This is a genomic window from Streptomyces sp. NPDC021096 (assembly GCF_040641275.1).
Classification (GTDB): domain Bacteria; phylum Actinomycetota; class Actinomycetes; order Streptomycetales; family Streptomycetaceae; genus Streptomyces.
This window is the reverse complement of record NZ_JBFADG010000006.1, coordinates 223995-245693: the sequence shown is the minus strand read 5'-3', so window position 1 is coordinate 245693 and position 21699 is coordinate 223995. Positions and strand designations below refer to the sequence as shown.

Genomic DNA, 21699 nt, shown 5'->3' with positions numbered 1-21699 from the left:
CGGCTCGTGCGCGGCTGCACTCTCAGGGGCGGGATACTTGGCCCATGCGGTTGACGGTCTTCTGGCAGCGGATGGCGGACTATTTCGGCGCGGTGTACGCCGACTCCTTCGCGCGCGATCATGTGATGTCCGAACTCGGCGGAAGGACCGTGCACCAGGCGCTGGACGCCGGCTGGAACGCCAAGGACGTCTGGCGAGGGGTGTGCAGGGCGATGGAGATCCCCGAAGACAGGCGCTGAGGGGCGCCGACGAGCACCCACGGACCGTCCGGCCGGATGTCGCCGGACGGTCCGTTACTCATTTCGTCCTATAGGCAACACTTGGTCCGTGGCAGCGACAGACGACTCCGCCCCGGACAGCCCCCGCCCGCCCCGGCCCGACGACGGCTCGCGCATGCCGCGCTGGCTGCCCCGGGCCGTGGTGGTCACGCTCGCCCTGTTCGCCTGCTTCCAGCTGGCCAGCTGGGCGTTCCACCAGCTGATCGGCCTCTTCGTCAACATCCTCATCGCGTTCTTCCTCGCGCTGGCCATCGAGCCGGCCGTGGACCGGATGGCCGCGCGCGGCGTGCGCCGGGGAATCGCGACGGCGCTGATGTTCCTGGGGGTGACCGTCGCCTTCGTGGGCTTCTTCACCCTCCTGGGATCGATGCTCGCCGGTCAGATCCAGACCATGGTGGAGAACTTCCCCTCCTACCTGGACTCGGTGATCCGCTGGAGCAACCGGACGTTCGGCACCAAGCTGTCCCGGCTCGAGATCCAGGAAAGCGTCCTGCACTCGGACTGGCTGCAGAAGTACGTGCGCAACAGCGCCGGCGGAGTGCTGGACGTCTCGGCCACCGTCCTCGGGGGGCTCTTCCGGCTGCTGACCGTGGTGCTCTTCTCGTTCTACTTCGCGGCCGACGGCCCCCGGCTGCGCCGCACCCTGTGCTCCCTGCTGCCGCCGAACCGCCAGACCGAGGTGCTGCGGGCCTGGGAGATCGCGGTCGCCAAGACCGGCGGGTACATCTACTCGCGCGCCCTGATGGCGCTGATCTCCGGTGTGGCGCACTACATCCTGCTGGAGATCCTGGGCGTGCCCTACGCCCCGGCCCTCGCCGTCTGGGTGGGCCTGGTCTCGCAGTTCATCCCGACCATCGGCACCTACCTCGCGGGCGCCCTGCCGATCCTGCTCGCCTTCACCGTGAATCCCTGGTACGCGGTGTGGGTGTTCGGCTTCGTCGTGGTCTACCAGCAGTTCGAGAACTACGTGCTGCAGCCGCGCATCACCGCCAGGACCGTCGACATCCACCCCGCCGTCGCCTTCGGCTCGGTGGTCGCGGGCACCGCGCTGCTCGGTGCGGTGGGGGCCCTGATCGCCATCCCCGCGGTCGCGACGCTGCAGGCGTTCCTGAGTGTGTACGTGAAGCGGTACGAGGTCGCCACGGGCGCCGGCGAGCCGCCCGGCCCCGGCCGGCGGGCGCCGGGGGGCCGTCGTCCCTCGCTGTTCGCCCGGCTGGCGAGGGCCCTGCGCAGGCGCTGACCGGGGCCGCTGATCCGGGCGGCCGGGGGCCGCCGCGCGGGCGGAGTGGCGCGCTTGACAGCAAAATCGAACATCCATTCTTATGGGTGTCCCGGGCCCACGGAGCCGAGTTATCCACAGGCCGGGGCGACGCCCGGGCGCATTGTCAGTGGCAGGCGTTAGCGTCGTGGACGTGAAGCGATCGACTCAAGCAAACCGGGTGGAACCCATGGCAGGCACCGACCGCGAGAAGGCGCTGGACGCCGCGCTCGCACAGATTGAACGGCAATTCGGCAAGGGCGCCGTGATGCGCCTGGGCGACCGGCCGAACGAGCCGATTGAGGTCATCCCCACCGGGTCGACCGCTCTCGACGTCGCCCTCGGCGTCGGCGGACTGCCGCGCGGCCGCGTGGTGGAGGTCTACGGACCGGAGTCCTCCGGTAAGACCACCCTCACCCTGCACGCCGTGGCCAACGCGCAGAAGGCGGGCGGCACCGTCGCCTTCGTCGACGCCGAGCACGCCCTCGACCCCGAGTACGCCCGTGCCCTGGGCGTCGACACCGACAACCTCATCCTCTCCCAGCCGGACACCGGCGAGCAGGCGCTGGAGATCGTGGACATGCTGGTCCGCTCCGGTGCCCTCGACCTGATCGTCATCGACTCCGTCGCCGCCCTGGTGCCGCGTGCGGAGATCGAGGGTGAGATGGGCGACTCGCACGTCGGTCTCCAGGCCCGCCTCATGAGCCAGGCGCTGCGCAAGATCACCAGCGCGCTCAACCAGTCCAAGACCACCGCGATCTTCATCAACCAGCTCCGCGAGAAGATCGGCGTCATGTTCGGCTCCCCCGAGACGACGACCGGTGGCCGGGCCCTGAAGTTCTACGCCTCGGTGCGTCTGGACATCCGCCGCATCGAGACCCTCAAGGACGGCACGGAGGCAGTCGGCAACCGCACCCGCGTGAAGGTCGTGAAGAACAAGGTCTCGCCGCCCTTCAAGCAGGCCGAGTTCGACATCCTCTACGGCCAGGGCATCAGCCGCGAGGGCGGCCTGATCGACATGGGCGTGGAGCACGGCTTCATCCGCAAGGCCGGTGCCTGGTACACCTACGAGGGCGACCAGCTCGGCCAGGGCAAGGAGAACGCCCGCAACTTCCTCAAGGACAACCCCGACCTCGCCAACGAGATCGAGAAGAAGATCAAGGACAAGCTGGGCGTGGGCGTCAAGCCCGAGTCCCCGGCCGGCGAGCCCGCCGCGGACGCCGCGGCCGCCTCCGGCGAGCCGGCCAAGTCCGTGCCCGCGCCGGCGGCCAAGTCCACGGGGAAGGCGGCCAAGGCCGCGGCCAAGAGCTAGCGATGACACGGCGAAGCGAGTGGCCCGAGCCCGGCGAGCCGCACGCGGGCGACCGTACGGGCGGTGGCGCCCCCTCCCCGTCGAGGGCCGGGGGCGGAGCGCCACCGTCACCGGAGGAGCAGGCGCGGGCGATCTGCCTGCGCCTGCTCACCGGATCCCCGCGCACCCGCAAACAGCTCGCCGACGCGCTGGCCAAGCGGGGCATAGCGGACGAGGTCGCGGCGGAGGTGCTGTCGCGGTTCGAGGACGTGGGCCTGATCGACGACGGGGCGTTCGCCGACGCCTGGGTGGAGTCCCGGCACCGCGGCAGGGGGCTGGCCCGCCGCGCCCTGGCACGCGAGCTGCGCACCAAGGGCGTGGACGCGGAGCTGATCGACGAGGCCGTCGGCCGGCTCGACGCTGAGCAGGAGGAGCGCACGGCCCGCGAGCTGGTCGAGCGCAAGCTGCGCTCGACCCGTGGCCTGGACCGGGAGAAGCGGCTGCGCCGCCTCGCCGGGATGCTGGCCCGCAAGGGCTACTCCGAGGGCCTTGCCCTGCGCGTGGTGCGCCGCGCGCTGGAAGAGGAGGGCGACGACCCCGAACTGCTCGACGCCTATCTGCCCGAGACCTAGCACCGGGCGGACGCCCACGCGGACGCCGAAGGAGAGACGGGTGAAGCGGGGAGCCGCCGGACCTCAGGTCCGCACCGGCAGCCCCGCCGCCCGCCAGGCCTGGAAGCCGCCCACCAGGTCCGTCGCGCGGTCCAGCCCCAGCTGCCGCAGGGACGCCGCCGCCAGCGACGACGCATAGCCCTCGTCGCAGATCACGACCACCCGCAGATCATGGCCGGTGGCCTGTGCCGCGCGATGGTCGCAGGCCGGGTCCAGGCGCCATTCCAGCTCGTTGCGCTCCACCACGAGCGCCCCCGGGATCGTCCCGTCGCGCTCCCGCAGCGCCGCGTAACGAATGTCGACCAGCAGCCCGCCGGAGGCCTGGACGTCGGCCGCCTCGGCGGGGCCGAGCCGGTCGAGGCCCGCGCGGGCGGCGGCCAGCAGTTCCTCGACCCTCATGCCCACTCCTGCGGCCACTCGACCTGCTCCAGCCGCAGCACCAGGCCGCTTCGGCTGTAGCGCCGCATCATCGGCAGCGGCGGGTAGTAGGCGTGCACGGACACCGCGTGCCGCTCCGTCGAGCCGTTGAAGACCTGGTGCACATGGTGCGGACCGAAGGCGCGGCCGGCACCGTCCGTCAGCTGCCGTTCGCGGTCGATGCCGTCCGTCAGCTCCAGCAGCGTCCAGCCCTCGGTGGGCAGCCGCGCGGCGAGCGACTGCTCGGTGAGGTGGCCGGCGGCCGCGGCGAAGGCACCGTGCGAGCCGCCGTGGTCGTGCCAGCCGGTGCCACTGCCCGGCGGCCAGCTGATCAGCCATGCCTCACTGCCGCTCGGTCCCTCCAGCCGGATCCAGGTACGGCCCTGCGGATCGAGGGGGAGCGAGCCGACGAGCCGGTCGTCGGCCGCCGTCCGGCGGACGAAGTCGAGGAGATCGGCCTCCGAAGGAGCGCCCGGAGCGCCGGGAGCCGAAGACGCCGTGGCTGGGACGACGGAAGAAGGGGCGGAGGCATGCACGGGGGAAGACACGGAGAACCGTCCTGGATGATCGCGAAGGAGCGCGCGGGGCGTTCGACGCACGGCCGCGCGGTGAAGGAAGCGGATCAACAGGACGGACGACAGACGCAGCCCGCATAGCGGAGGAGGTCCAGGTGGACCCTCCGCCAGAAACGAGCGCCGCTGTCAGTCACGCTCGGAGTGAACCATGACGATCCGGGCCGGTCAACGGTTGGCCGTAGCCTCACTGTTGGCGGTCCGGGGGTGCCCCTCGCCCTCCGCAGCCGCAGCCGCAGCCGTGGCCGTGGCCGCCGTCGCCCCGCCCCGCGCCGCGTCCGCACAGGCGTACAGCTCCGCCGGCCGCACCCCCGCGAGGGCCGCCACCAGATGACCGTCCGGTCGCACCACCAGCACCGTGTGGGCGTCCGCCCCCGGGTACCCCTCCGTCACCAGGAGCTCCGCCCGCATGGGCAGCGCCGAGACGGCGGCCGCCAGCCGGGGCATGAGCCCGGCGCCCAGCCAGTGCCGCCGCTCCCACACGCCCGTACCCGGCGCGACGAGCACCACCAGCAGCTCACCGCCCAGCCGGTCGCGCAGCCGCGTCTCCGACCCGTCCGGCGCCGTCACCGGCACATCGACGACCGGCGCTCCCACCGCCGTACCCACCAGCACCGAACCGGCGGGCGGCGCGGCCGGCGCCAGGGGCGTACGGGAGTGGACGCACGGCGCGCCCAGCAGCCCGCGCCCCAAGTGACCATCGGTCAGCAGCAGGTCGTGGCCGCGCGCCGCGCCCGGCAGCACGGTGCGCCGGACGGTGCGCCAGCCACTCTCCCCGCGCACGGTCGGCAGGGTCCGGTCGGCGGCGCGCAGCCGGGCCGCGACCGCCTCCCGCCGCTCGGCCTGATAGCTGTCGAGCAGTACGTCCGAGGCGCCGTGATGCCAGGCCAGAGCGAGCTTCCAGGCGAGGTTCTCCGCGTCCCGCAGCCCCTCGTCGAGAGCCTGTGTGCCCAGCGCCCCGAGCAGATGGGCGGCATCCCCGGCGAGGAAGGCGCGACCGCTGCGCCAGCGGCGCGCTAGGCGGTGGTGCACGGCGTGCACGCCGGTGTCCAGCAGGTCGTACGCCGGTACCTCCCCGCACCACAGGGACAGCGCGTCGCGCACCCGCGCGAGGAGGGCGTCGGGGGTGACCAGCTGGCCGTCGGGCGGCAGCAGCCAGTCGAGCCGCCACACCCCGTCCGGAAGCGGACGGGCCGTCACCTCACCGCCGCGCGGCGGCGACCGGTGCAGCAGGGCTTCGCCCGGCCACGGCAGTTCGGTGCGCAGGGCGGCGACCGCGTACCGTTCGACGGCCGTACGGCCGGGGAAGCGCGCGCCCAGCAGTTTGCGCACGACGGAGCGGGCGCCGTCGCAGCCGACCAGGTAACTCGCGCGCCAGACCGTGCCGTTCTCGCCGCTGGTGTGCGCGGTGACGCCGGAAGAGTCCTGCTTCAGGACGGTCAGCCGGCTGTCCTGGATGATCCGGACGTCCGCCTCGTCGCCGAGCGCGGCACGCAGCTCCCGGGTCAGGGCGTGCTGGGGCAGATGGAGGGGAGACGGTTCTGCTCCCGTGACGCCGGAGTCCCCCTCGGTCCCGGGCTCCTCCAGTGCCCCGGGCTCCTCTTCCTCCTCGGCCTTCACGCTGCCGGGTGGTGCGGCGAAGCGGACCCGTGCCACCTCGGCGCGGCGCCGCATCGTGCGCCAGCCCGTCCACCGGGTGCCCTCGGTCGTGGCACACCCCAGCCGCTCCAGCAGGGCGGCGGTCTCCGGCCGCAGCACCGCCGTGCGCGCCAGGCGGCGGTCCTCCTGCCCCAGGCTCTCGGGCGGCGCCTCGTCCAGAACGGTGACCGGCACCTCGTACCGGGCCAGGGCCAGGGCCAGGGTGAGTCCGACCGGGCCGGCCCCGACGACGATCACCGGGTCCACGGCACGGCTCCCCCGTCCCCGGGGCGGACGGCGGCGGACGCCTCGCGCGCGTGGTGCTTACGGGACGTACGGGGACTGGCAGGGGGAAAATGCGCGATCACAGAACGTATGCAACCCATTGCCGGTGCTTGCGTCAAGCGATCAGCGGCCTTGCCACGGCGCGCCGGACGCGTGCGCCCCGCCGGCCCTGAGGGCCGACGGGGCGTCATGCACGGTGGTGGCGGCGGACCTTGGATCAGTTCGCGCCGGAGCCTCCTGGGGGCGTTCCGTGCGCCGGGTCGCCCGTGAGCACCGCGGTGGTGTCCATCGGGGGAGGGGTGCCCTTGCGCGAGCGCTTCGTGCGCCGTTCGACCCAGGTGGCGAGCGAGGACAACGCCAGGCACAGCAGGATGTAGATCGAACCGAAGACGATCACCATCGGAATGAAGGCGTAGACGCCGTTCACGGGCGGGGTCTGCTGGGCGAACGCCTTGCCGACGAACAGCAGCTCCTCGTACAGGATGATGAATCCGAGCGAGGTGTCCTTCAGGGTCACCACGAGCTGGCTGATGATCGACGGCAGCATCGACCGGACCGCCTGCGGCACGAGGACGCTCGTCATCACCTGCGTCTTGCGCAGTCCGATGGCGTACGCCGCCTCGCTCTGCCCCTTGGGCACGGCCTTGATGCCGGAGCGGAAGATCTCCGCCTGCACCGAGCCGTTGTAGAGCGTCAGGCCGATCACCAGCGCCCACATGGGGTCGGAGGTGAACACCGCCGCGTACAGCAGGAAGATCATGATGAGCAGCGGCATGGCCCGGAAGAACTCCACGGCCACCGTGGCCGCCCACCGCACGGGCTTGTGGTCGGAGAGCCTGGCCGTGGCCAGCACCGTGCCCAGCACCAGGGAGAGGACCGCCGCGATGGCGAAGGTCTTCAGCGTCGTCAGCAGGCCGTCGACGATCCGCTGCTGGGTGTCCGCGTACTCGTAGTCGTCCCACAGCCCGGCCTGGAACTGACCGGTGTCGTCCAGCTTGTAGACGATGAAGGCGAGCAGGCCGACGATGGCGGCTATGGAGAGGACGCCGTAGACCCGGTTGCGGGTCCGTGCCCGGGGGCCGGGGACGTCGTAGAGGACGCTGCCGCTCATCGGGCCACCGCCAGACGGTTCTCCAGCAGCCGGAAGAGGCCGCTGATCGTGAACGTGATGATGATGTAGCAGGCCGCGATCCACAGGAAGATCACGTAAATGTCGTAGCCCGACGCCGCGTTGAGGGTCTTCTGCACCGAACCGAGCTCGGTGACGTTGAAGCCCGAGGCGATCGCCGTGTTCTTGGCCAGTGCGATCATCAGGCTGCCGATGGGCGGTATCGCCGTCCGGGCGGCCTGCGGCAGGATTATCTGGCCCAGGGTCTGGTTGAAGGTCATCCCGATGGAGCGGGCCGCCTCCGCCTGGCCCACCGGCACGGTGTTGATGCCGGACCTGATGGCCTCGCAGATGAATGCCGAGGTGTAGCACCCCAGGGCCATCACGGCGAGCCAGAAGGAGTCCCAGCCCTTCAGGCCGAGCGCCGGCAGCCCCAGGGTGACGGCCAGGAACAGCAGCACCAGCGGGGTATTGCGCAGCAGCGTCACCCATGCGGTGCCGAAGGCGCGCAGCGCGGGCACCGGAGAGACGCGGAACGCCGCGACGAGGGTGCCCAGCACCAGGGCGAGCAGCGCGCTGAGCGCCGTCAGTTCGACGGTGCCGAGGAAACCTTCGCGGAACATCGCGAAGTTGTCCGACAGAACGTTCAAGTCATTTCTCCGGGAATCGCGTGGCGGTCATGCGGCACCGATCGCCGGTCAGTAGCGCTGGACGGCGGGCGGGGTCGCGGAGCTGCCGGACTTGCCCAGCGTCGCGTCGTAGGCCTTCTTCCAGTCGCCGTTCTGCACGTGCGCCTCGATGGCCTTGTTGACCGCCTCGCGCAGCGCGGCGTCCTCCTTCTTCAGGCCGATGCCGTACGGCTCCTTGGAGAAGGGGTTGCCGACGACCTTCAGGGCGCCCTGGTTCTCGGCCGCGTAGCCCTTGAGGATCGAGTCGTCCGTGGTGACCGCGTCGACCGATCCGTTGACCAGGTCCTGCACGCACAGCTGGTAGCCCTGCTGGGCCTTGGCCTCGGCGACGTCGTACTTGGGCTCCTTGATCCGCTTGAGCGGCGTGGAACCGGTGGCCGAGCAGACCTTCTTGCCCTTGAGGCCCTCGGGGCCCTTGATGGTGCTGTCCGCCTTGACGAGCAGGTCCTGGCCGGCCTCGTAGTACGGGCCGGCGAAGCCGACCTGCTTCTTGCGCTCGTCGTTGATCGTGTACGTGCCGACGTACAGGTCGACGCCGCCGCTGGCGATCTGCGTCTCACGCGCCTCGGAGGGCACGGTCTTGAACTTGATGTGCGCCTCGTCGAAGCCGAGGTCGGCCGCGATCATGCGGGCGATCTCCACGTCGAAGCCGGTGCGCTTCTTGGTGCCGGGGTTCTCGTAACCGAGGCCGGGCTGATCGGCCTTGGTGCCGATCGTGATCTCCTTGCCCTTGATCTTCTCGAAGACGGGCGAGTCCTTGACGTCGGCGGCGGTGTTCACCTTCCACTGCGGGAGCGCGGCCGCCGACGTACCGCCGCTGGCCTTGTCGCCGTCCTTGGCGTCGTCGGGGCTGCCGGACTTGCCGCAGGCGGTCGCGGTCGCGGCGAGCGCCAGCACCACGGCGGCCGCCGCAGCGGTGTTGCGGAGCTTCATGAGGAACATCCTTTGCGTCTGCGCCTGCGTCTGCGGGGCGTCGGGTAGCGGGGGAAAGCAGCGGTGAAGAAGCGGTGAAGAAGCGGCGGGTGTCAAAGGGGGCGGGCCGAGCGGGCCGGCCCCTCACTCCGGCCGGATCAGTGGTGCAGGATCTTCGACAGGAAGTCCTTGGCCCGGTCGCTGCGCGGGTTGTTGAAGAACTGGTCCGGCCGGGCCTCTTCGACGATCCGGCCGTCCGCCATGAAGACGACACGGTTCGCGGCGGAACGCGCGAAGCCCATCTCGTGGGTGACGACGACCATCGTCATGCCGTCCCGGGCGAGCTGCTGCATGACCTCCAGCACCTCATTGATCATCTCCGGGTCGAGCGCCGAGGTCGGCTCGTCGAAGAGCATGACCTTCGGGTCCATGGCCAGCGCGCGGGCGATCGCCACCCGCTGCTGCTGGCCGCCGGAGAGCTGCGCGGGGTACTTGTCCGCCTGCGCGCCCACCCCGACCCGGTCGAGCAGCTCCCGGGCCTTGGTCTCGGCCTCCTTGCGGTCCTTCTTGCGGACCTTCACCTGCCCCAGCGTCACGTTCTCCAGCACGGTCTTGTGCGCGAAGAGATTGAAGGACTGGAAGACCATCCCGACGTCCGCGCGCAGGCGCGCCAGCTCCTTGCCCTCCTGGGGCAGCGGCTTTCCGTCGATGGTGATCGAACCCGTATCCGTCGTCTCCAGCCGGTTGATCGTGCGGCACAGCGTCGACTTGCCGGACCCCGACGGCCCGATGACGACCACGACCTCGCCGCGGGCGATCGTCAGGTCGATGTCCTGGAGCACATGCAGCGCGCCGAAGTGTTTGTTGACCTTGTTCAGGACGACCAGTGCGTCCGCGGCGGGCGCCACGTCCTTGGTCACCGATACCTCGCTCATCGGCGTTCCTCGCTCCGTCCTCCTCGATTGGAGAGGACCCTAATGAGCCGCAACGACCAGCGTCATTACATCTGAGCTGAAATTGAGCATAACGATCCGGCCTCAAACGGACACTCTGCGTCAACAGCCGCGCACACGTCGCGCGGGCGTACCGGCTGCATAACGGAAGGCCTCCGAAGGGCTGGAACCCCTTGACGCGCCCGGCCTCCATCGGCGTGGATGCGGTGTTGCCGTACCTGCGCCCGGAGGGGGCCGATGAGACTGCTGCTCGTGGAGGACGACGACCATGTCGCCGCAGCCCTGTCGGCCGTGCTGGCCCGGCACGGGTTCGACGTCACCCACGCCCGCAGCGGCGAGGAGGCCCTGCACGCGCTGCTGCCGGACGAGGGCGCGCCCTTCGGTGTCGTGCTGCTCGACCTCGGACTGCCCGACCAGGACGGCTTCGAGGTCTGCGGCAAGATACGCAAGCGCACCGCCACCCCCGTGATCATGGTGACCGCCCGCTCCGACACCCGCTCGAAGATCCACGGCCTCAACCTCGGAGCCGACGACTACGTCGTCAAGCCCTACGACACGGGGGAGCTGCTCGCCCGCATCCACGCCGTCGCCCGGCGCACGCCGCACTCCGAGAGCGCACCGGGACCGTCGCAGGACGCCGCCGGTCCGCACGCCCTGTTCCTGGGGCCCCTGACCATCGAGGTCCCCAACCGCAAGGTCTGCGTGGACGGCAACGCCGTCCCGCTCACCCGCAAGGAGTTTGACCTGCTGGCGCTGCTCGCGCAGCGCCCCGGCGTGGTCTTCCGCCGCGAACAGATCATCAGCGAGGTGTGGCAGACCAGTTGGGAGGGGACCGGGCGCACTCTCGAGGTGCACATCGCCTCGCTCCGCTCCAAGCTGCGGATGCCCGCGCTCATCGAGACGGTCCGCGGCGTCGGCTACAAAATTGTCCTCCCGGTGTGAGGGCCGTACGAGCCTGTGCGCACCCGACTCCTTCCGCTGCTGCTCGTCCTCATGGCGGGCGTCCTGCTGGCCCTGGGCTTCCCGCTCGCCGCCGGCATGGCCACCGTGCAACAGCAGGAGGTCGTCGTCGACCGCATCGACGACACCGCCCGCTTCGCCTCCCTCGCCCAGTACGTCACCGCCCGGCCCTTCGAACCGGCCGACGAGGCGGACGGACGCCTGATCACCCTGCGCTCCGAGCTCGCCCGGTACGAGGACCTCTACGGCATACGGGTGGGCATCTTCTACCGCAACGGCCAGCCCATGGCCCTCGCCCCCGCCCAGTGGACCGTCCCGCTGGAAGGGGAGAGCAAGCGCGCCTTCCAGGAGGCCCTCGCGGGGCGCCGCAGCCGCGACCCCGGCCAGGTCTGGCCCTGGCTGCGCAGCCGCCTGACCGTGGCCTCGCCCGTCATCCGTGACGGTGACGTCGTCGCGGTCGTCGTCACCGAATCGCCCACCGGGCAGCTGCGCTCCCGCATCCTGCACGAATGGCTGCTGCTCGCGGCCGGCGAGACCGCGGCCATGCTGGTCGCCGTCCTGGCGGCCTTCCGCCTCACCGGCTGGGTGCTCCGCCCCGTACGCACCCTCGACGTCGCGGCCCACGACATAGCCACCGGCCGGATGAACTCGCGCGTCGTCGCCGACAGCGGGCCGCCCGAGCTGCGCCGCCTCGCGCGCTCCTTCAACGAGATGGCCGACAACGTCGAGAACGTCCTGGAGCAGCAGCGGGCCTTCGTCGCCGACGCCTCGCACCAACTGCGCAATCCGCTCTCCGCCCTGCTGCTGCGCATCGACCTGCTGGCCCTGGACCTCCCCGACGGGCACGAGGAGGTCACCTCCGTCCAGGCCGAGGGCAAGCGGCTGGCCCGGGTGCTGGACGACCTGCTGGACCTGGCGCTGGCCGAACACGACGCCGGCGATCCGCAGCTCACCGACATAGCCGAGATCGTCACCGACCGGGTGGGCGCCTGGTCCCCCGTCGCCGACCGCGAGGGCGTCCCCCTCACCTACCGGGGACCGTCCGCCGCGACCGGCTGGGCCGACCCCATCGCCCTCTCCAGCGCCCTGGACGCGGTCGTGGACAACGCGCTGAAGTTCACGCCCGAGCACGCCCGCGTCGAGGTCACCGTCGAGGTGGTCGGCGACCGCGTCCACATCGCCGTCGCCGACGGCGGCCCCGGTCTGACGGAGGAGGAGCTCACCCGCATCGGCGACCGCTTCTGGCGCAGCGGCCGCCACCAGAACGTCTCCGGCTCCGGCCTCGGCCTGTCCATCTCGCGGGCCCTGCTCGCCGCGTCGGGCGCCACGCTCACCTACGAACCGAACGAGCCCACCGGCCTGCGCGCGACGATCGCCGTACCGCGCGACGGAACACCGGCCGCCCGGCACGACACCGGCTGACTTTCGCCCCCGAAAACACGTTTAGGGCTTGACCGACACGTAATAGCGGCGCGCACCCGCGTGCAGCGGCAGCGGGTTGGTGAAGATGGCCGTGCGGAGGTCCACTTTCTGTGCGGCGTGCACCCGGGTGCCGATGCGGTCGCGACTCCTTATGACCGTGCGGGTGATGCTCTCCGTGAGATCGGAGTCGGTGTCGTCCAGGGTGACCAGGAGATTGGCGACCGCGATCGTCTTGACGACGTCGGTGGCACGCAGCTCCGGATAGGCGTCCGCCGGCATCATCGCCGCCCGGTAGAAACGGGCCTCCTCGCCCATGGCGTGCAGGGGTCCGATCAGGTCGCCGAGCTGGACGAGCCGGATCGGCAGCCGCCGTCCCAGGGACTGCACGGCATTGGTGGGCAGCCCCCCGGACCAGAAGAAGGCGTCGATCTCGCCCTCCTCCAGCAGTCCCGGCATCCGGTCGATGCCGACCCGCACCGCTGTGACGTCCGCGTCGAAGTCCAGCCCGGCGGCCTTCATCAGCCGCCTGGTGATCAGCTGCACGCCCGAACCGTCCGCACCCACCCCGACCCGCAGCCCCTTGAGGTCCCGCGCCGACCGGACGGGCGAGTCCTTGCGCACCACCAGCTGCATGTAGTCGTCGTACAGCCGCGCACACGCGCGCAGCCGCTCCGCGCCCGGTTCCCGGCTCTCGCGATAGGTGGCCACCGCGTCCGCGGTGGCCAGGGTGAAGTCGGCCCTGCCGCCCGTGAGCTGCCGCAGATTGTCCAGCGACCCCTGGCTGCGCCGCAGCCGTACGTCCAGGGCCGGCAGGTCCTGCGCCAGGTCCTCCTTGAGGAGGTCTCCGTACTTCGCGTACACCCCGCTCGGCACCCCCGTGGCCACCGATATCCGGCCACTGGGCGAGGGGCCCCCGTCCATCGGCAGCAGCCACCACATGAGCAGCGCGAGCACGGCGGCGGCCGCCGCGCCCGCCCGTGCGGTGCGGCGCCTTCCGGGGCTCGGGAGTCGGGGGGCCATGGGCGGGATCCTGCCAGCCCGCTCCGCCGCGGACCAGGCTTCCCGCGCGAGCGTGACGGTGAGCACGCGGGCAGCGCGGGTGGGAGGCCATGAGGAGGGGTGCGGGGGAGGGCGGGAAGAAGGAGGAGGCGGGGTGTCCGGACGACCACGTACCCTGGTCGATTGAGATGAGTGCGAAGACCTACGAGGTGCGCACCTACGGGTGCCAGATGAACGTCCATGACTCCGAGCGGCTGTCCGGCCTCCTGGAGGACGCGGGCTATGTCCGCGCCCCCGAAGGCCACGCCGAGGGTGACGCCGACGTCGTCGTCTTCAACACCTGCGCGGTGCGGGAGAACGCCGACAACAAGCTGTACGGCAACCTCGGCCGGCTGGCCCCGATGAAGACGAAGCGGCCCGGTATGCAGATCGCCGTCGGCGGCTGCCTCGCCCAGAAGGACCGCGACACGATCGTCAAGCGGGCCCCCTGGGTCGACGTCGTCTTCGGCACGCACAACATCGGCAAGCTGCCGGTCCTGCTGGAGCGCGCCCGCATCCAGGAAGAGGCGCAGGTCGAGATCGCCGAGTCGCTCGAGGCGTTCCCCTCGACGCTGCCGACGCGGCGCGAGAGCGCGTACGCGGCCTGGGTCTCCATCTCCGTCGGCTGCAACAACACCTGTACCTTCTGCATCGTCCCCGCGCTGCGCGGCAAGGAGAAGGACCGCCGCCCGGGCGACATCCTCGCCGAGGTCGAGGCGCTCGTCGCCGAGGGCGTCAGCGAGATCACCCTGCTCGGCCAGAACGTCAACGCCTACGGCTCCGACATGGGCGACCGCGAGGCGTTCTCCAAGCTGCTGCGCGCCTGCGGCCAGGTCGAGGGCCTGGAGCGCGTCCGCTTCACCTCGCCCCACCCGCGCGACTTCACCGACGACGTGATCGCCGCGATGGCCGAGACGCCGAACGTGATGCACCAGCTGCACATGCCGCTGCAGTCCGGCTCGGACACGGTCCTCAAGGCGATGCGCCGCTCGTATCGCCAGGAGCGCTTCCTGGGCATCATCGAGAAGGTGCGCGCCGCCATGCCGGACGCCGCCATCTCCACCGACATCATCGTGGGCTTCCCCGGCGAGACCGAGGAGGACTTCGAGCAGACCATGCATGTGGTCCGCGAAGCACGCTTCGCGAACGCCTTCACGTTCCAGTACTCCAAGCGCCCCGGCACCCCGGCCGCGACCATGGAGGGCCAGATCCCCAAGGAGGTCGTGCAGGCGCGCTACGAGCGTCTGGTGGCCCTCCAGGAGGAGATCTCCTGGGACGAGAACAAGAAGCAGGTCGGCCGCACCCTGGACGTCATGGTCGCCGAGGGCGAGGGCCGCAAGGACGGCGCCACGCGGCGTCTGTCGGGCCGCGCCCCCGACAACCGCCTCGTGCACTTCACCCAGCCCGACGAGCCGGTCCGCCCGGGTGACGTGGTGACCGTCGAGATCACCTACGCCGCCCCGCACCACCTGCTCGCCGAGGGCCAGGCCAAGGCCGTGCGCCGCACGCGCGCGGGCGACGCGTGGGAGAAGCGCACCGCCGCGGCGGCCGCCAAGCCCGCCGGCGTCATGCTCGGCATCCCGACGATCGGCGCGCCCGCGCCGACTCCCGCCCCGGCCGCCCAGGGCTGCTGCGGCGACTGACGTCGCTCCGGCCGGCGCGAGCCGGCCGAACCTCCGCCCCGCCGCGGGCCCGCTCAAGCAGCGGGCGCACGGCGGGGCGTATCGTTCGCGCCATGCTCGTCGCCGCTGCCGTATGCCCCTGCCCGCCCCTGCTCGTGCCCGAGGTGGCCGCCGGGGCCGCACCCGAACTGGACGCCCTGCGGGCCGCCTGTCTCGACGCCGTGGCCGTACTGGCGGCCGCCCGCCCCGACCGGCTGGTCGTCCTGGGCCCCGCCGGGCCGACGGCCCGCGGCACCTATCCGCAGGGCGCCCCCGGATCCTTCCGCGGCCTCGGCGTGGACGTCGACGTACGGCTCGGGCAGGGCGATCCCGCAGGCGAACGCGAACTGCCGCAGTCCCTGGCCGTCGCGGCCTGGCTGCTGCAGCGCACGGGCTGGGCGGCGGCGCCCGTCGAGGGCCTGGGCGTCGGGGAGGAACTGGAGGCCGAGCGCTGCCTGGCCTCCGGGCGGGAGCTGGCCGGCGCGGCCGGGCGGGTCGCGTTCCTGGTGATGGGCGACGGCAGTGCCTGCCGCACGGTGAAGGCTCCGGGCTACCTCGACGAGCGGGCCGAGCCCTTCGACGCCGGGGCGGCGCGGGCGCTGGGCGCCGCCGACACCGCCGCGCTGGCCGCGCTGGACGTGGAGCTGGCCCACGGACTGAAGGTCGCCGGACGGGCTCCCTGGCAGGTGCTGGCGGGCGCGGGCGAGGGCGCCGGGCTGCGCGGGCAGCTGCTGTACGAGGACGCGCCCTACGGGGTCGGGTACTTCGTCGCCGGCTGGTCGTAGACGCAACGCATCACAGTCGGCCGCGACGGGAACGGCAGCCGCCGAACGGAGCGCGGGCCGGCCGCATGAGCCGTCCGGAGACGCGGGGCCGGCCCGAAGGCCGGCCTACGGGCTCCGCCGACCCGGCACGGCGACGGCCGTGGAGCGGGCTCCACGGCCGGTCGCCGGCGAGGGGTCAGGACGAGGCGTCACGGAGTCCCGGAGCTCGTACCGCCGCCCTTGCCGTCCTTCTCGGCGAGCCGGCCGAGCGCGTCCTTGGCCTTGCCCGTGCCGGTCCGGATCTGGCTGCTGTACTTGCCCTTGGTCTTTGAATCGACCACCTGCGCGGCCTTCTCCAGCCCGTGTTCGATCTTGCCCTCGTGCTGCTGCGCGAGGTCGCCGACCTTGCCCTTCAGCGGGCCGAGCTTGGCCTTGAGATTGTCCAACAGGCCCATGGTGACCGCCCCTCGTCCTACCTTGCCAAAACTTACTTGCGGGCGCCCTCACCGGCCTCGCTGTCGGCCGCCTTCTCCGCGGACTGCTGCTTGGGGATGTCGACTCCCTCAGCCGCCTCGTCCGCGGTGTCCTCGGCCTTGGCCTCGGCCGCCTCCTCCTCCGGCTTCACCTCGGCCGTCTCGGCAGCGTCGGTGGATTCCGCCGTCTGAGTGGCAGTCGCGGCCTCTTCCGTTGACGTCGAGGACGACCTACGGAGAATCCTTGAAAACACGCCCATATCTACTCCATTACCTTACTGGTGTGAGCGAAATCCCGCGTCGTCCGGGGCGTCCCATGGCGCCGCTTGCGGACACCGGTCCGCGAACCGGCTCTCGGAACCTCGCAACAGGCAACGAACCCGTCGGCGTCGCGTCACGTCGCTCGTTCGTGGGGCACGCCCGAGGTTTGGGACACTGATCAGGTGAGAAACGCAGCTCCCGCACCTCGGGTCATCGCCGTCGTCGGCCCCACCGCAGCCGGCAAGTCCGATCTCGGCGTCGCCCTCGCCCAGCACCTGGGCGGCGAGGTCGTCAACGCCGACTCCATGCAGCTCTACAGAGGCATGGACATCGGCACCGCCAAGCTCACGATGGCGGAGCGCCAGGGCGTGCCCCACCATCTGCTCGACATCTGGGACGTCACGGAGGCCGCGAGCGTCGCCGAGTACCAGCGGCTGGCCCGGGCGGAGATCGACCGGCTGCTCGCCGAGGGCCGCACCCCGGTGCTCGTCGGAGGCTCCGGGCTCTACATCAAGGGCACCATCGACGCCATGGACTTCCCCGGCACCGACCCGGTCGTACGGGCCCGGCTGGAGGCCGAGCTGGCCGAGCAGGGGCCCGGGGCGCTGCACGCCCGCCTCGCCGCCGCCGATCCGGACGCCGCCCGCGCGATCCTGCCGGGCAACGGCCGGCGCATCGTGCGCGCCCTGGAGGTCATCGAGCTCACCGGCCGCCCCTTCACCGCCAACCTGCCCGGGGAGGAGCCGGTGTACGACGCCCTGCAGATCGGCGTGGACGTCGAGCGCCCCGAGCTCGACGAGCGGATCACCCTCCGGGTCGACCGCATGTGGGAGGAGGGGCTCGTCGACGAGGTCCGCGCGCTGGAGCGCGAAGGGCTGCGCGACGGGCGCACGGCATCGCGCGCACTCGGCTACCAGCAGGTGCTCGACTTCCTCGCGGGGGAGTGCACCGAGGAGGCCGCCCGGGCCGAGACGGTCCGGGCCACCAAGAGGTTCGCGCGCCGTCAGGACTCGTGGTTCCGCAGGGATTCGCGCGTGCACTGGCTGAGCGGAGCGGCCGACCAGCGGGGGGAACTGCCCGGCCGAGCGCTGGCGTTGGTCGAACGGGCGATTACAGCCTGATCACGTGATGGCATCGGGACGCTCCGTGTGCCGTGCAGGCATCCTCTGGCGTGCCATCATCGAGCTTCGATCGAGCCGTGAAGTCCGGGTTGGGAGGGCGCGTGGCGATGGAGGCCGGCCCTCGTGACAGACCGCAGCAGCCGCCGCGCAGGGGGCACCTCCCCGCGGCGGCCGGGACGGAACCGGTGGGCCTGAGCCCGGACGGGCCCGACGACACCGAGGGGACCACGGCCGACGCCACGGCGCCCGCGTCGTTCCGCGAGCTGCGCCCCCAGCGCAGGCTGCGCGCCTGGCAGCTCGCCCCGATCGTCATGCTCGCCGCCATCGGCTCCCTCATGTTCGCCTTCCCCCTCGCCTTCGAGTTCGGGGACGGCGGCCCCGTCGTCGCCATGCTCGGCCTGCTCATCAGCTGCTGCGCCGCGGGCTGGGGCGTCATGGCGGCCCGCCGCGTGGGCTACACCTGGCCCGGCCTGCCGCCGCGCGGCTCCGGGCGCCGCCCCGACTGGCGGTACGTCGCCGCGTACACGGCCGTCGTGATCGTCGTGGTCGTCCTCGCCGTCTGGCGCGTGGCCCGCCTGCGCTGAGCCCCCGGGGCCCGCGGAAGGCGTTGTCACAGCTCACCCGTACCATCGAAGGGTGAGCACCGCGCAGATCGCCTTCCTCAAGGGTCACGGCACCGAGAACGACTTCGTGATCATCCCCGACCACGACGGCCGGATCGAGCTGTCCCCTGCCGCCGTCGCGCGGCTGTGCGACCGGCGGGCCGGCATCGGCGCGGACGGCGTGCTGCGCGTCGTGCGCTCCGCCGCGCACCCCGAGGCGCGGGCCATGGCCGCCGAGGCCGAGTGGTTCATGGACTACCGCAACGGCGACGGCAGCATCGCGGAGATGTGCGGCAACGGCGTCCGCGTCTTCGCGCACTACCTCCAGCGGGCGGGCCTCGCCGGGGAGGGCGACGTCGCGATCGCCACCCGCGCCGGCATCCGCCGCGCCCACATCGCCAAGGCCGGCCCCGACGGCGAGCCGGGCGAGATCACCGTGGGCATGGGCCGGGCCGTGCTCCCCGAGGGCGAGGTCACCGTCACCGTCGGCGAGCGCAGCTGGCCCGCGCGCAACGTCAACATGGGCAACCCCCACGCCGTCTCCTTCGTGGCCGACCTGGCCGACGCCGGAAACCTGCTCACCGCCCCCGCCGTCAGCCCCGCCGGCGCCTACCCGGACGGCACGAACGTCGAGTTCGTCGTCGACCGCGGCCCGCGCCACGTCGCCCTGCGCGTCCACGAGCGCGGCTCCGGCGAGACCCGTTCCTGTGGAACGGGCGCCTGCGCCGTCATGGTGGCGGCCGCCCGGCGGGACGGCGCCGACCCGGCCGTCCTCGGCCACCCCGTCACGTACACCGTCGACCTGCCCGGCGGGCGACTGGTCATCAGCGAGACCCCGGACGGCGAGATCGAGATGACCGGAGCGGCCGTCATCGTCGCCGAGGGCGTCATCGACGCCTCCTGGTTCGCCACGGCCACCGCCTGACACCCCCGCGCGCCCGCACCGTCCCGACACACCCAACGGGCTCCCTCGAATGGGTGATCCGTTTCACTCTGGGCGAGAGGGGGTGAGCGGTGCGTGATGGGCTCGGTAGCATCAAGCACCGGTCTGGAGGCGTGAGCCGACCACCGGTCGACGCTGCCGGAGGTGCCCATGAGCGCAGAGGCCACGAACACCGGTGCTCCCGGCCGCAGGCGCGGCCGTCGCATCGACCTGAGACGGCTCGGGCGTGCGGCGCTCAGCGGCTCCGGGGCCCGCGGCCGGCTCCCTGATGCCATCGACCACGTCGCCAAGGTCCACCGCGCCCATCACCCCGGCGCCGATCTCGACATCCTGCACCGGGCCTACGTCCTCGCCGAGTCCTCCCACCGCGGCCAGACGCGCAAGAGCGGCGAGCCGTACATCACCCACCCCCTCGCCGTCACCCTGATCCTCGCCGAACTGGGCGCCGAGACCACCACCTTGACCGCCTCACTGCTGCACGACACCGTCGAGGACACCGAGGTGACGCTCGATCAAGTGCGGGAGCAGTTCGGCGAGGAGGTGCGCTTCCTGGTCGACGGCGTCACCAAACTGGAGAAGGTCGACTACGGCACCGCCGCCGAGCCCGAGACCTTCCGCAAGATGCTCGTCGCCACCGGCAACGACGTCCGCGTGATGTCCATCAAGCTCGCCGACCGGCTGCACAACATGCGCACCCTCACCGTCATGCGCCCCGAGAAACAGGCCCGGATCGCCAAGGTCACCCGCGATGTGCTGATCCCGCTCGCCGAGCGGCTGGGCGTCCAGGCGCTCAAGACCGAGCTGGAGGACCTGGTCTTCGCGATCCTCCACCCCGAGGAGTACACGCGCACCCGCGACTTCGTCCTCGCCCACGCCGGCCGCCCCGACCCGCTGGAGGCGACGGCGGCGAGCGTACGGGCGGTCCTGCGCGAGGCGGGCATCGCCGGCGAAGTCATCGTCCGCCGACGGCACTTCGTCTCCGTGCACCGGGTGCGCCTCAAGCGCGGCGAACTGACCGGCTCGGACCTGGGCAGGCTGCTCGTCCTGGTGGGGGAGGACGCCGACTGCTACGCGGTCCTCGGCGAACTGCACACCTGCTTCACGCCGTTCATCTCGGAGTTCAAGGACTTCATCGCCGTACCGAAGTTCAACCTCTACCAGTCCCTGCACACCGCCATCGCCGGTGAGGGCGGGCAGGTCGCCGAAGTCCTCATCCGCACACACCAGATGCACCGCGTCGCCGAAGCCGGCGTCATCGCCCTCGGCAACCCCTACGCCGCCCCCGAGGCGCCCGACGCCCCCGACGGCGAGCGTGCTGACCCCACCCGCCCCGGCTGGCTCTCCCGGCTGCTGGAGTGGCAGCGCGCCACACCCGACCCCGACACCTTCTGGACGTCCCTGCGCGACGAGCTGGCCCAGGACCGCGAGGTGACCGTCTTCCGCGCCGACGGCGGCACCATCGGCCTGCCGGCGGGCTCCAGCTGCGTCGACGCGGCGTACGCCCAGTACGGCGAGGGCGCGCACCACTGCATCGGCGCGCGCGTCAACGGCCGGCTGGCCACCCTCAGCACCGTTCTGCGCGACGGCGACACCCTGCACCTGCTGATGTCCGCCGACGCCGCCTCCGGGCCGTCGCCCGACTGGCTCGAGCACGCCCGTACGCCTGCGGCCCGCATCGCCATCGGCCGCTGGCTGGCGACCCATCCGCAGGAGCCCGCCGCCCCCGCACCGCCCGCTCCCACCGCCCCCGGCCCCCCGAGGTCCGCCCCCCGGACCGTCGCGGCGGCCGGGGTCGGGCCGGTCGCCGTCGTCGCCGGGGGCGGCGGCCCGGTGGCCCCGAGCGTGCGACTGGCCGGCTGCTGTACGCCCGTACCGCCCGACGAGGTCACCGGCTTCACCGTGCGCGGGGGCACGGTGACCGTGCACCGCGCCCCGTGCCCCGTGGTGGACCGGATGGTCACCTCGGGCCGCAAGCCGGTGGAGGTGCACTGGCGCAGCAGCCCGGACGGCGCGGGCACCGGCGACTACCGGGTCACCCTGCGGGCCGAGTCGTTCAGCCGCCCGCACCTGCTCGCCGACCTCACCGAGGTCATCGCGGCCGCGGGCGCCGCCGTCGTCTCCGCCGCCGTCGAGCCGCCGCACGAGCAGCGGGTGCGCCACACGTACACCCTTCAGCTGCCGGACGTGGGCCGGTTGCCGGAGCTGATGCGGGCGATGCGCCGGGTGCCGGGGGTCTACGACGTCGCGCGGGCGGGACGATCGGTGGCCCCGGCGCCCCTGTGACCGCGCGGGGCGCTCCTTGCACGTACGGGTGATACGACACTCGTACCACCATCCGAGACGCTCGTACGGGTGGGACGGCGCCGCGCCGCCACCGGTCGG

21 protein-coding genes and 1 pseudogene are annotated in these 21699 nt (G+C 72.0%); 12 read left to right on the top strand and 10 right to left on the bottom strand.

What is annotated here, in order from left to right; translation table 11 throughout:
* Nucleotides 1–44 precede the first annotated feature (44 nt).
* From AB0G59_RS12680 to recX, 4 genes and pseudogenes are all read left to right on the top strand, one after another.
* Nucleotides 45–239, top strand: a complete 195-nt coding sequence (locus AB0G59_RS12680) for a DUF3046 domain-containing protein (RefSeq protein ID WP_071965189.1) — start codon at nucleotides 45–47, stop codon at nucleotides 237–239.
* An 88-nt stretch (nucleotides 240–327) separates the two neighbouring features.
* A complete protein-coding gene (locus tag AB0G59_RS12675) occupies nucleotides 328–1518 on the top strand; it encodes an AI-2E family transporter (protein ID WP_360910814.1) in 1191 nt (396 codons plus the stop codon).
* Nucleotides 1519–1726: 208 nt separating this feature from the next.
* Nucleotides 1727–2848, top strand: a complete 1122-nt coding sequence (recA, locus tag AB0G59_RS12670) for a recombinase RecA (protein WP_360910812.1) — start codon at nucleotides 1727–1729, stop codon at nucleotides 2846–2848.
* Nucleotides 2758–3459 (top strand): annotated as a pseudogene (gene recX, locus AB0G59_RS12665) (recombination regulator RecX); the annotation flags it as partial. The gene recA and the pseudogene recX, both read left to right, overlap by 91 nt.
* Before the next feature lie 63 nt (nucleotides 3460–3522).
* Here recX and AB0G59_RS12660 read toward each other — a convergent pair.
* From AB0G59_RS12660 to AB0G59_RS12630, 7 genes are all read right to left on the bottom strand, one after another.
* Nucleotides 3523–3897, bottom strand: coding sequence for a rhodanese-like domain-containing protein (locus tag AB0G59_RS12660; RefSeq protein ID WP_360910810.1), 375 nt, complete (start codon nucleotides 3895–3897; stop codon nucleotides 3523–3525).
* The gene (locus tag AB0G59_RS12655; RefSeq protein WP_360910808.1) at nucleotides 3894–4463 is read right to left on the bottom strand and encodes a cysteine dioxygenase; all 570 of its coding nucleotides are present in this window, start codon (nucleotides 4461–4463) and stop codon (nucleotides 3894–3896) included. Before AB0G59_RS12655 ends, AB0G59_RS12660 begins: the two co-directional genes overlap by 4 nt.
* Nucleotides 4464–4655: 192 nt before the next feature.
* Nucleotides 4656–6392: an FAD-dependent monooxygenase gene (locus tag AB0G59_RS12650; RefSeq protein WP_360910806.1), complete on the bottom strand. Its 1737-nt coding sequence runs from the start codon at nucleotides 6390–6392 to the stop codon at nucleotides 4656–4658.
* 235 nt (nucleotides 6393–6627) lie between these two features.
* Nucleotides 6628–7521, bottom strand: a complete 894-nt coding sequence (locus tag AB0G59_RS12645; protein ID WP_360910804.1) for an amino acid ABC transporter permease — start codon at nucleotides 7519–7521, stop codon at nucleotides 6628–6630.
* Complete coding sequence (locus AB0G59_RS12640) at nucleotides 7518–8168, bottom strand: amino acid ABC transporter permease (protein WP_360910801.1); 651 nt, start codon at nucleotides 8166–8168, stop codon at nucleotides 7518–7520. The genes AB0G59_RS12645 and AB0G59_RS12640 overlap by 4 nt, the downstream gene beginning before the upstream one ends.
* 48 nt (nucleotides 8169–8216) lie before the next feature.
* A complete protein-coding gene (locus AB0G59_RS12635) occupies nucleotides 8217–9140 on the bottom strand; it encodes a glutamate ABC transporter substrate-binding protein (protein ID WP_360910799.1) in 924 nt (307 codons plus the stop codon).
* A 137-nt stretch (nucleotides 9141–9277) separates the two neighbouring features.
* Entirely contained in the window at nucleotides 9278–10054 is a 777-nt protein-coding gene (locus tag AB0G59_RS12630) for an amino acid ABC transporter ATP-binding protein (protein WP_071963014.1), read from the bottom strand.
* Nucleotides 10055–10309: 255 nt separating this feature from the next.
* Here AB0G59_RS12630 and AB0G59_RS12625 point away from each other — a divergent pair, with 255 nt between their 5' ends.
* The gene (locus tag AB0G59_RS12625; RefSeq protein ID WP_360910797.1) at nucleotides 10310–11014 is read left to right on the top strand and encodes a response regulator transcription factor; all 705 of its coding nucleotides are present in this window, start codon (nucleotides 10310–10312) and stop codon (nucleotides 11012–11014) included.
* A gap of 15 nt (nucleotides 11015–11029) precedes the next feature.
* Entirely contained in the window at nucleotides 11030–12454 is a 1425-nt protein-coding gene (locus AB0G59_RS12620; protein WP_360910795.1) for a HAMP domain-containing sensor histidine kinase, read from the top strand.
* A 21-nt stretch (nucleotides 12455–12475) separates the two neighbouring features.
* Here AB0G59_RS12620 and AB0G59_RS12615 read toward each other — a convergent pair whose 3' ends face one another.
* A complete protein-coding gene (locus tag AB0G59_RS12615) occupies nucleotides 12476–13474 on the bottom strand; it encodes a TAXI family TRAP transporter solute-binding subunit (protein ID WP_360910793.1) in 999 nt (332 codons plus the stop codon).
* Nucleotides 13475–13641: 167 nt separating this feature from the next.
* Here AB0G59_RS12615 and miaB point away from each other — a divergent pair, with 167 nt between their 5' ends.
* Both miaB and AB0G59_RS12605 read left to right on the top strand, forming a co-directional pair.
* Nucleotides 13642–15135, top strand: a complete 1494-nt coding sequence (gene miaB, locus AB0G59_RS12610; protein WP_360910791.1) for a tRNA (N6-isopentenyl adenosine(37)-C2)-methylthiotransferase MiaB — start codon at nucleotides 13642–13644, stop codon at nucleotides 15133–15135.
* Between the two features lie 92 nt (nucleotides 15136–15227).
* Nucleotides 15228–15938 (top strand): class III extradiol dioxygenase subunit B-like domain-containing protein, encoded by a 711-nt coding sequence (locus AB0G59_RS12605; RefSeq protein ID WP_360910789.1) that lies wholly within the window; start codon nucleotides 15228–15230, stop codon nucleotides 15936–15938.
* Between the two features lie 188 nt (nucleotides 15939–16126).
* On the opposite strand, the gene AB0G59_RS12600 is transcribed toward AB0G59_RS12605, so the two are convergent.
* Both AB0G59_RS12600 and AB0G59_RS12595 read right to left on the bottom strand, forming a co-directional pair.
* Nucleotides 16127–16372, bottom strand: a complete 246-nt coding sequence (locus tag AB0G59_RS12600) for an antitoxin (RefSeq protein WP_360910787.1) — start codon at nucleotides 16370–16372, stop codon at nucleotides 16127–16129.
* Between the two features lie 32 nt (nucleotides 16373–16404).
* A complete protein-coding gene (locus AB0G59_RS12595; RefSeq protein ID WP_360910785.1) occupies nucleotides 16405–16542 on the bottom strand; it encodes a hypothetical protein in 138 nt (45 codons plus the stop codon).
* Between the two features lie 291 nt (nucleotides 16543–16833).
* Here AB0G59_RS12595 and miaA point away from each other — a divergent pair, with 291 nt between their 5' ends.
* From miaA to AB0G59_RS12575, 4 genes are all read left to right on the top strand, one after another.
* Complete coding sequence (gene miaA / locus AB0G59_RS12590; protein WP_360910783.1) at nucleotides 16834–17772, top strand: tRNA (adenosine(37)-N6)-dimethylallyltransferase MiaA; 939 nt, start codon at nucleotides 16834–16836, stop codon at nucleotides 17770–17772.
* Nucleotides 17773–17879: 107 nt separating this feature from the next.
* Nucleotides 17880–18356, top strand: coding sequence for a hypothetical protein (locus tag AB0G59_RS12585; protein WP_360910859.1), 477 nt, complete (start codon nucleotides 17880–17882; stop codon nucleotides 18354–18356).
* 52 nt (nucleotides 18357–18408) lie between these two features.
* Nucleotides 18409–19299, top strand: a complete 891-nt coding sequence (dapF, locus tag AB0G59_RS12580) for a diaminopimelate epimerase (RefSeq protein ID WP_360910781.1) — start codon at nucleotides 18409–18411, stop codon at nucleotides 19297–19299.
* Nucleotides 19300–19467: 168 nt separating this feature from the next.
* Nucleotides 19468–21600, top strand: a complete 2133-nt coding sequence (locus AB0G59_RS12575) for an HD domain-containing protein (RefSeq protein ID WP_360910779.1) — start codon at nucleotides 19468–19470, stop codon at nucleotides 21598–21600.
* Nucleotides 21601–21699: the final 99 nt, after the last annotated feature.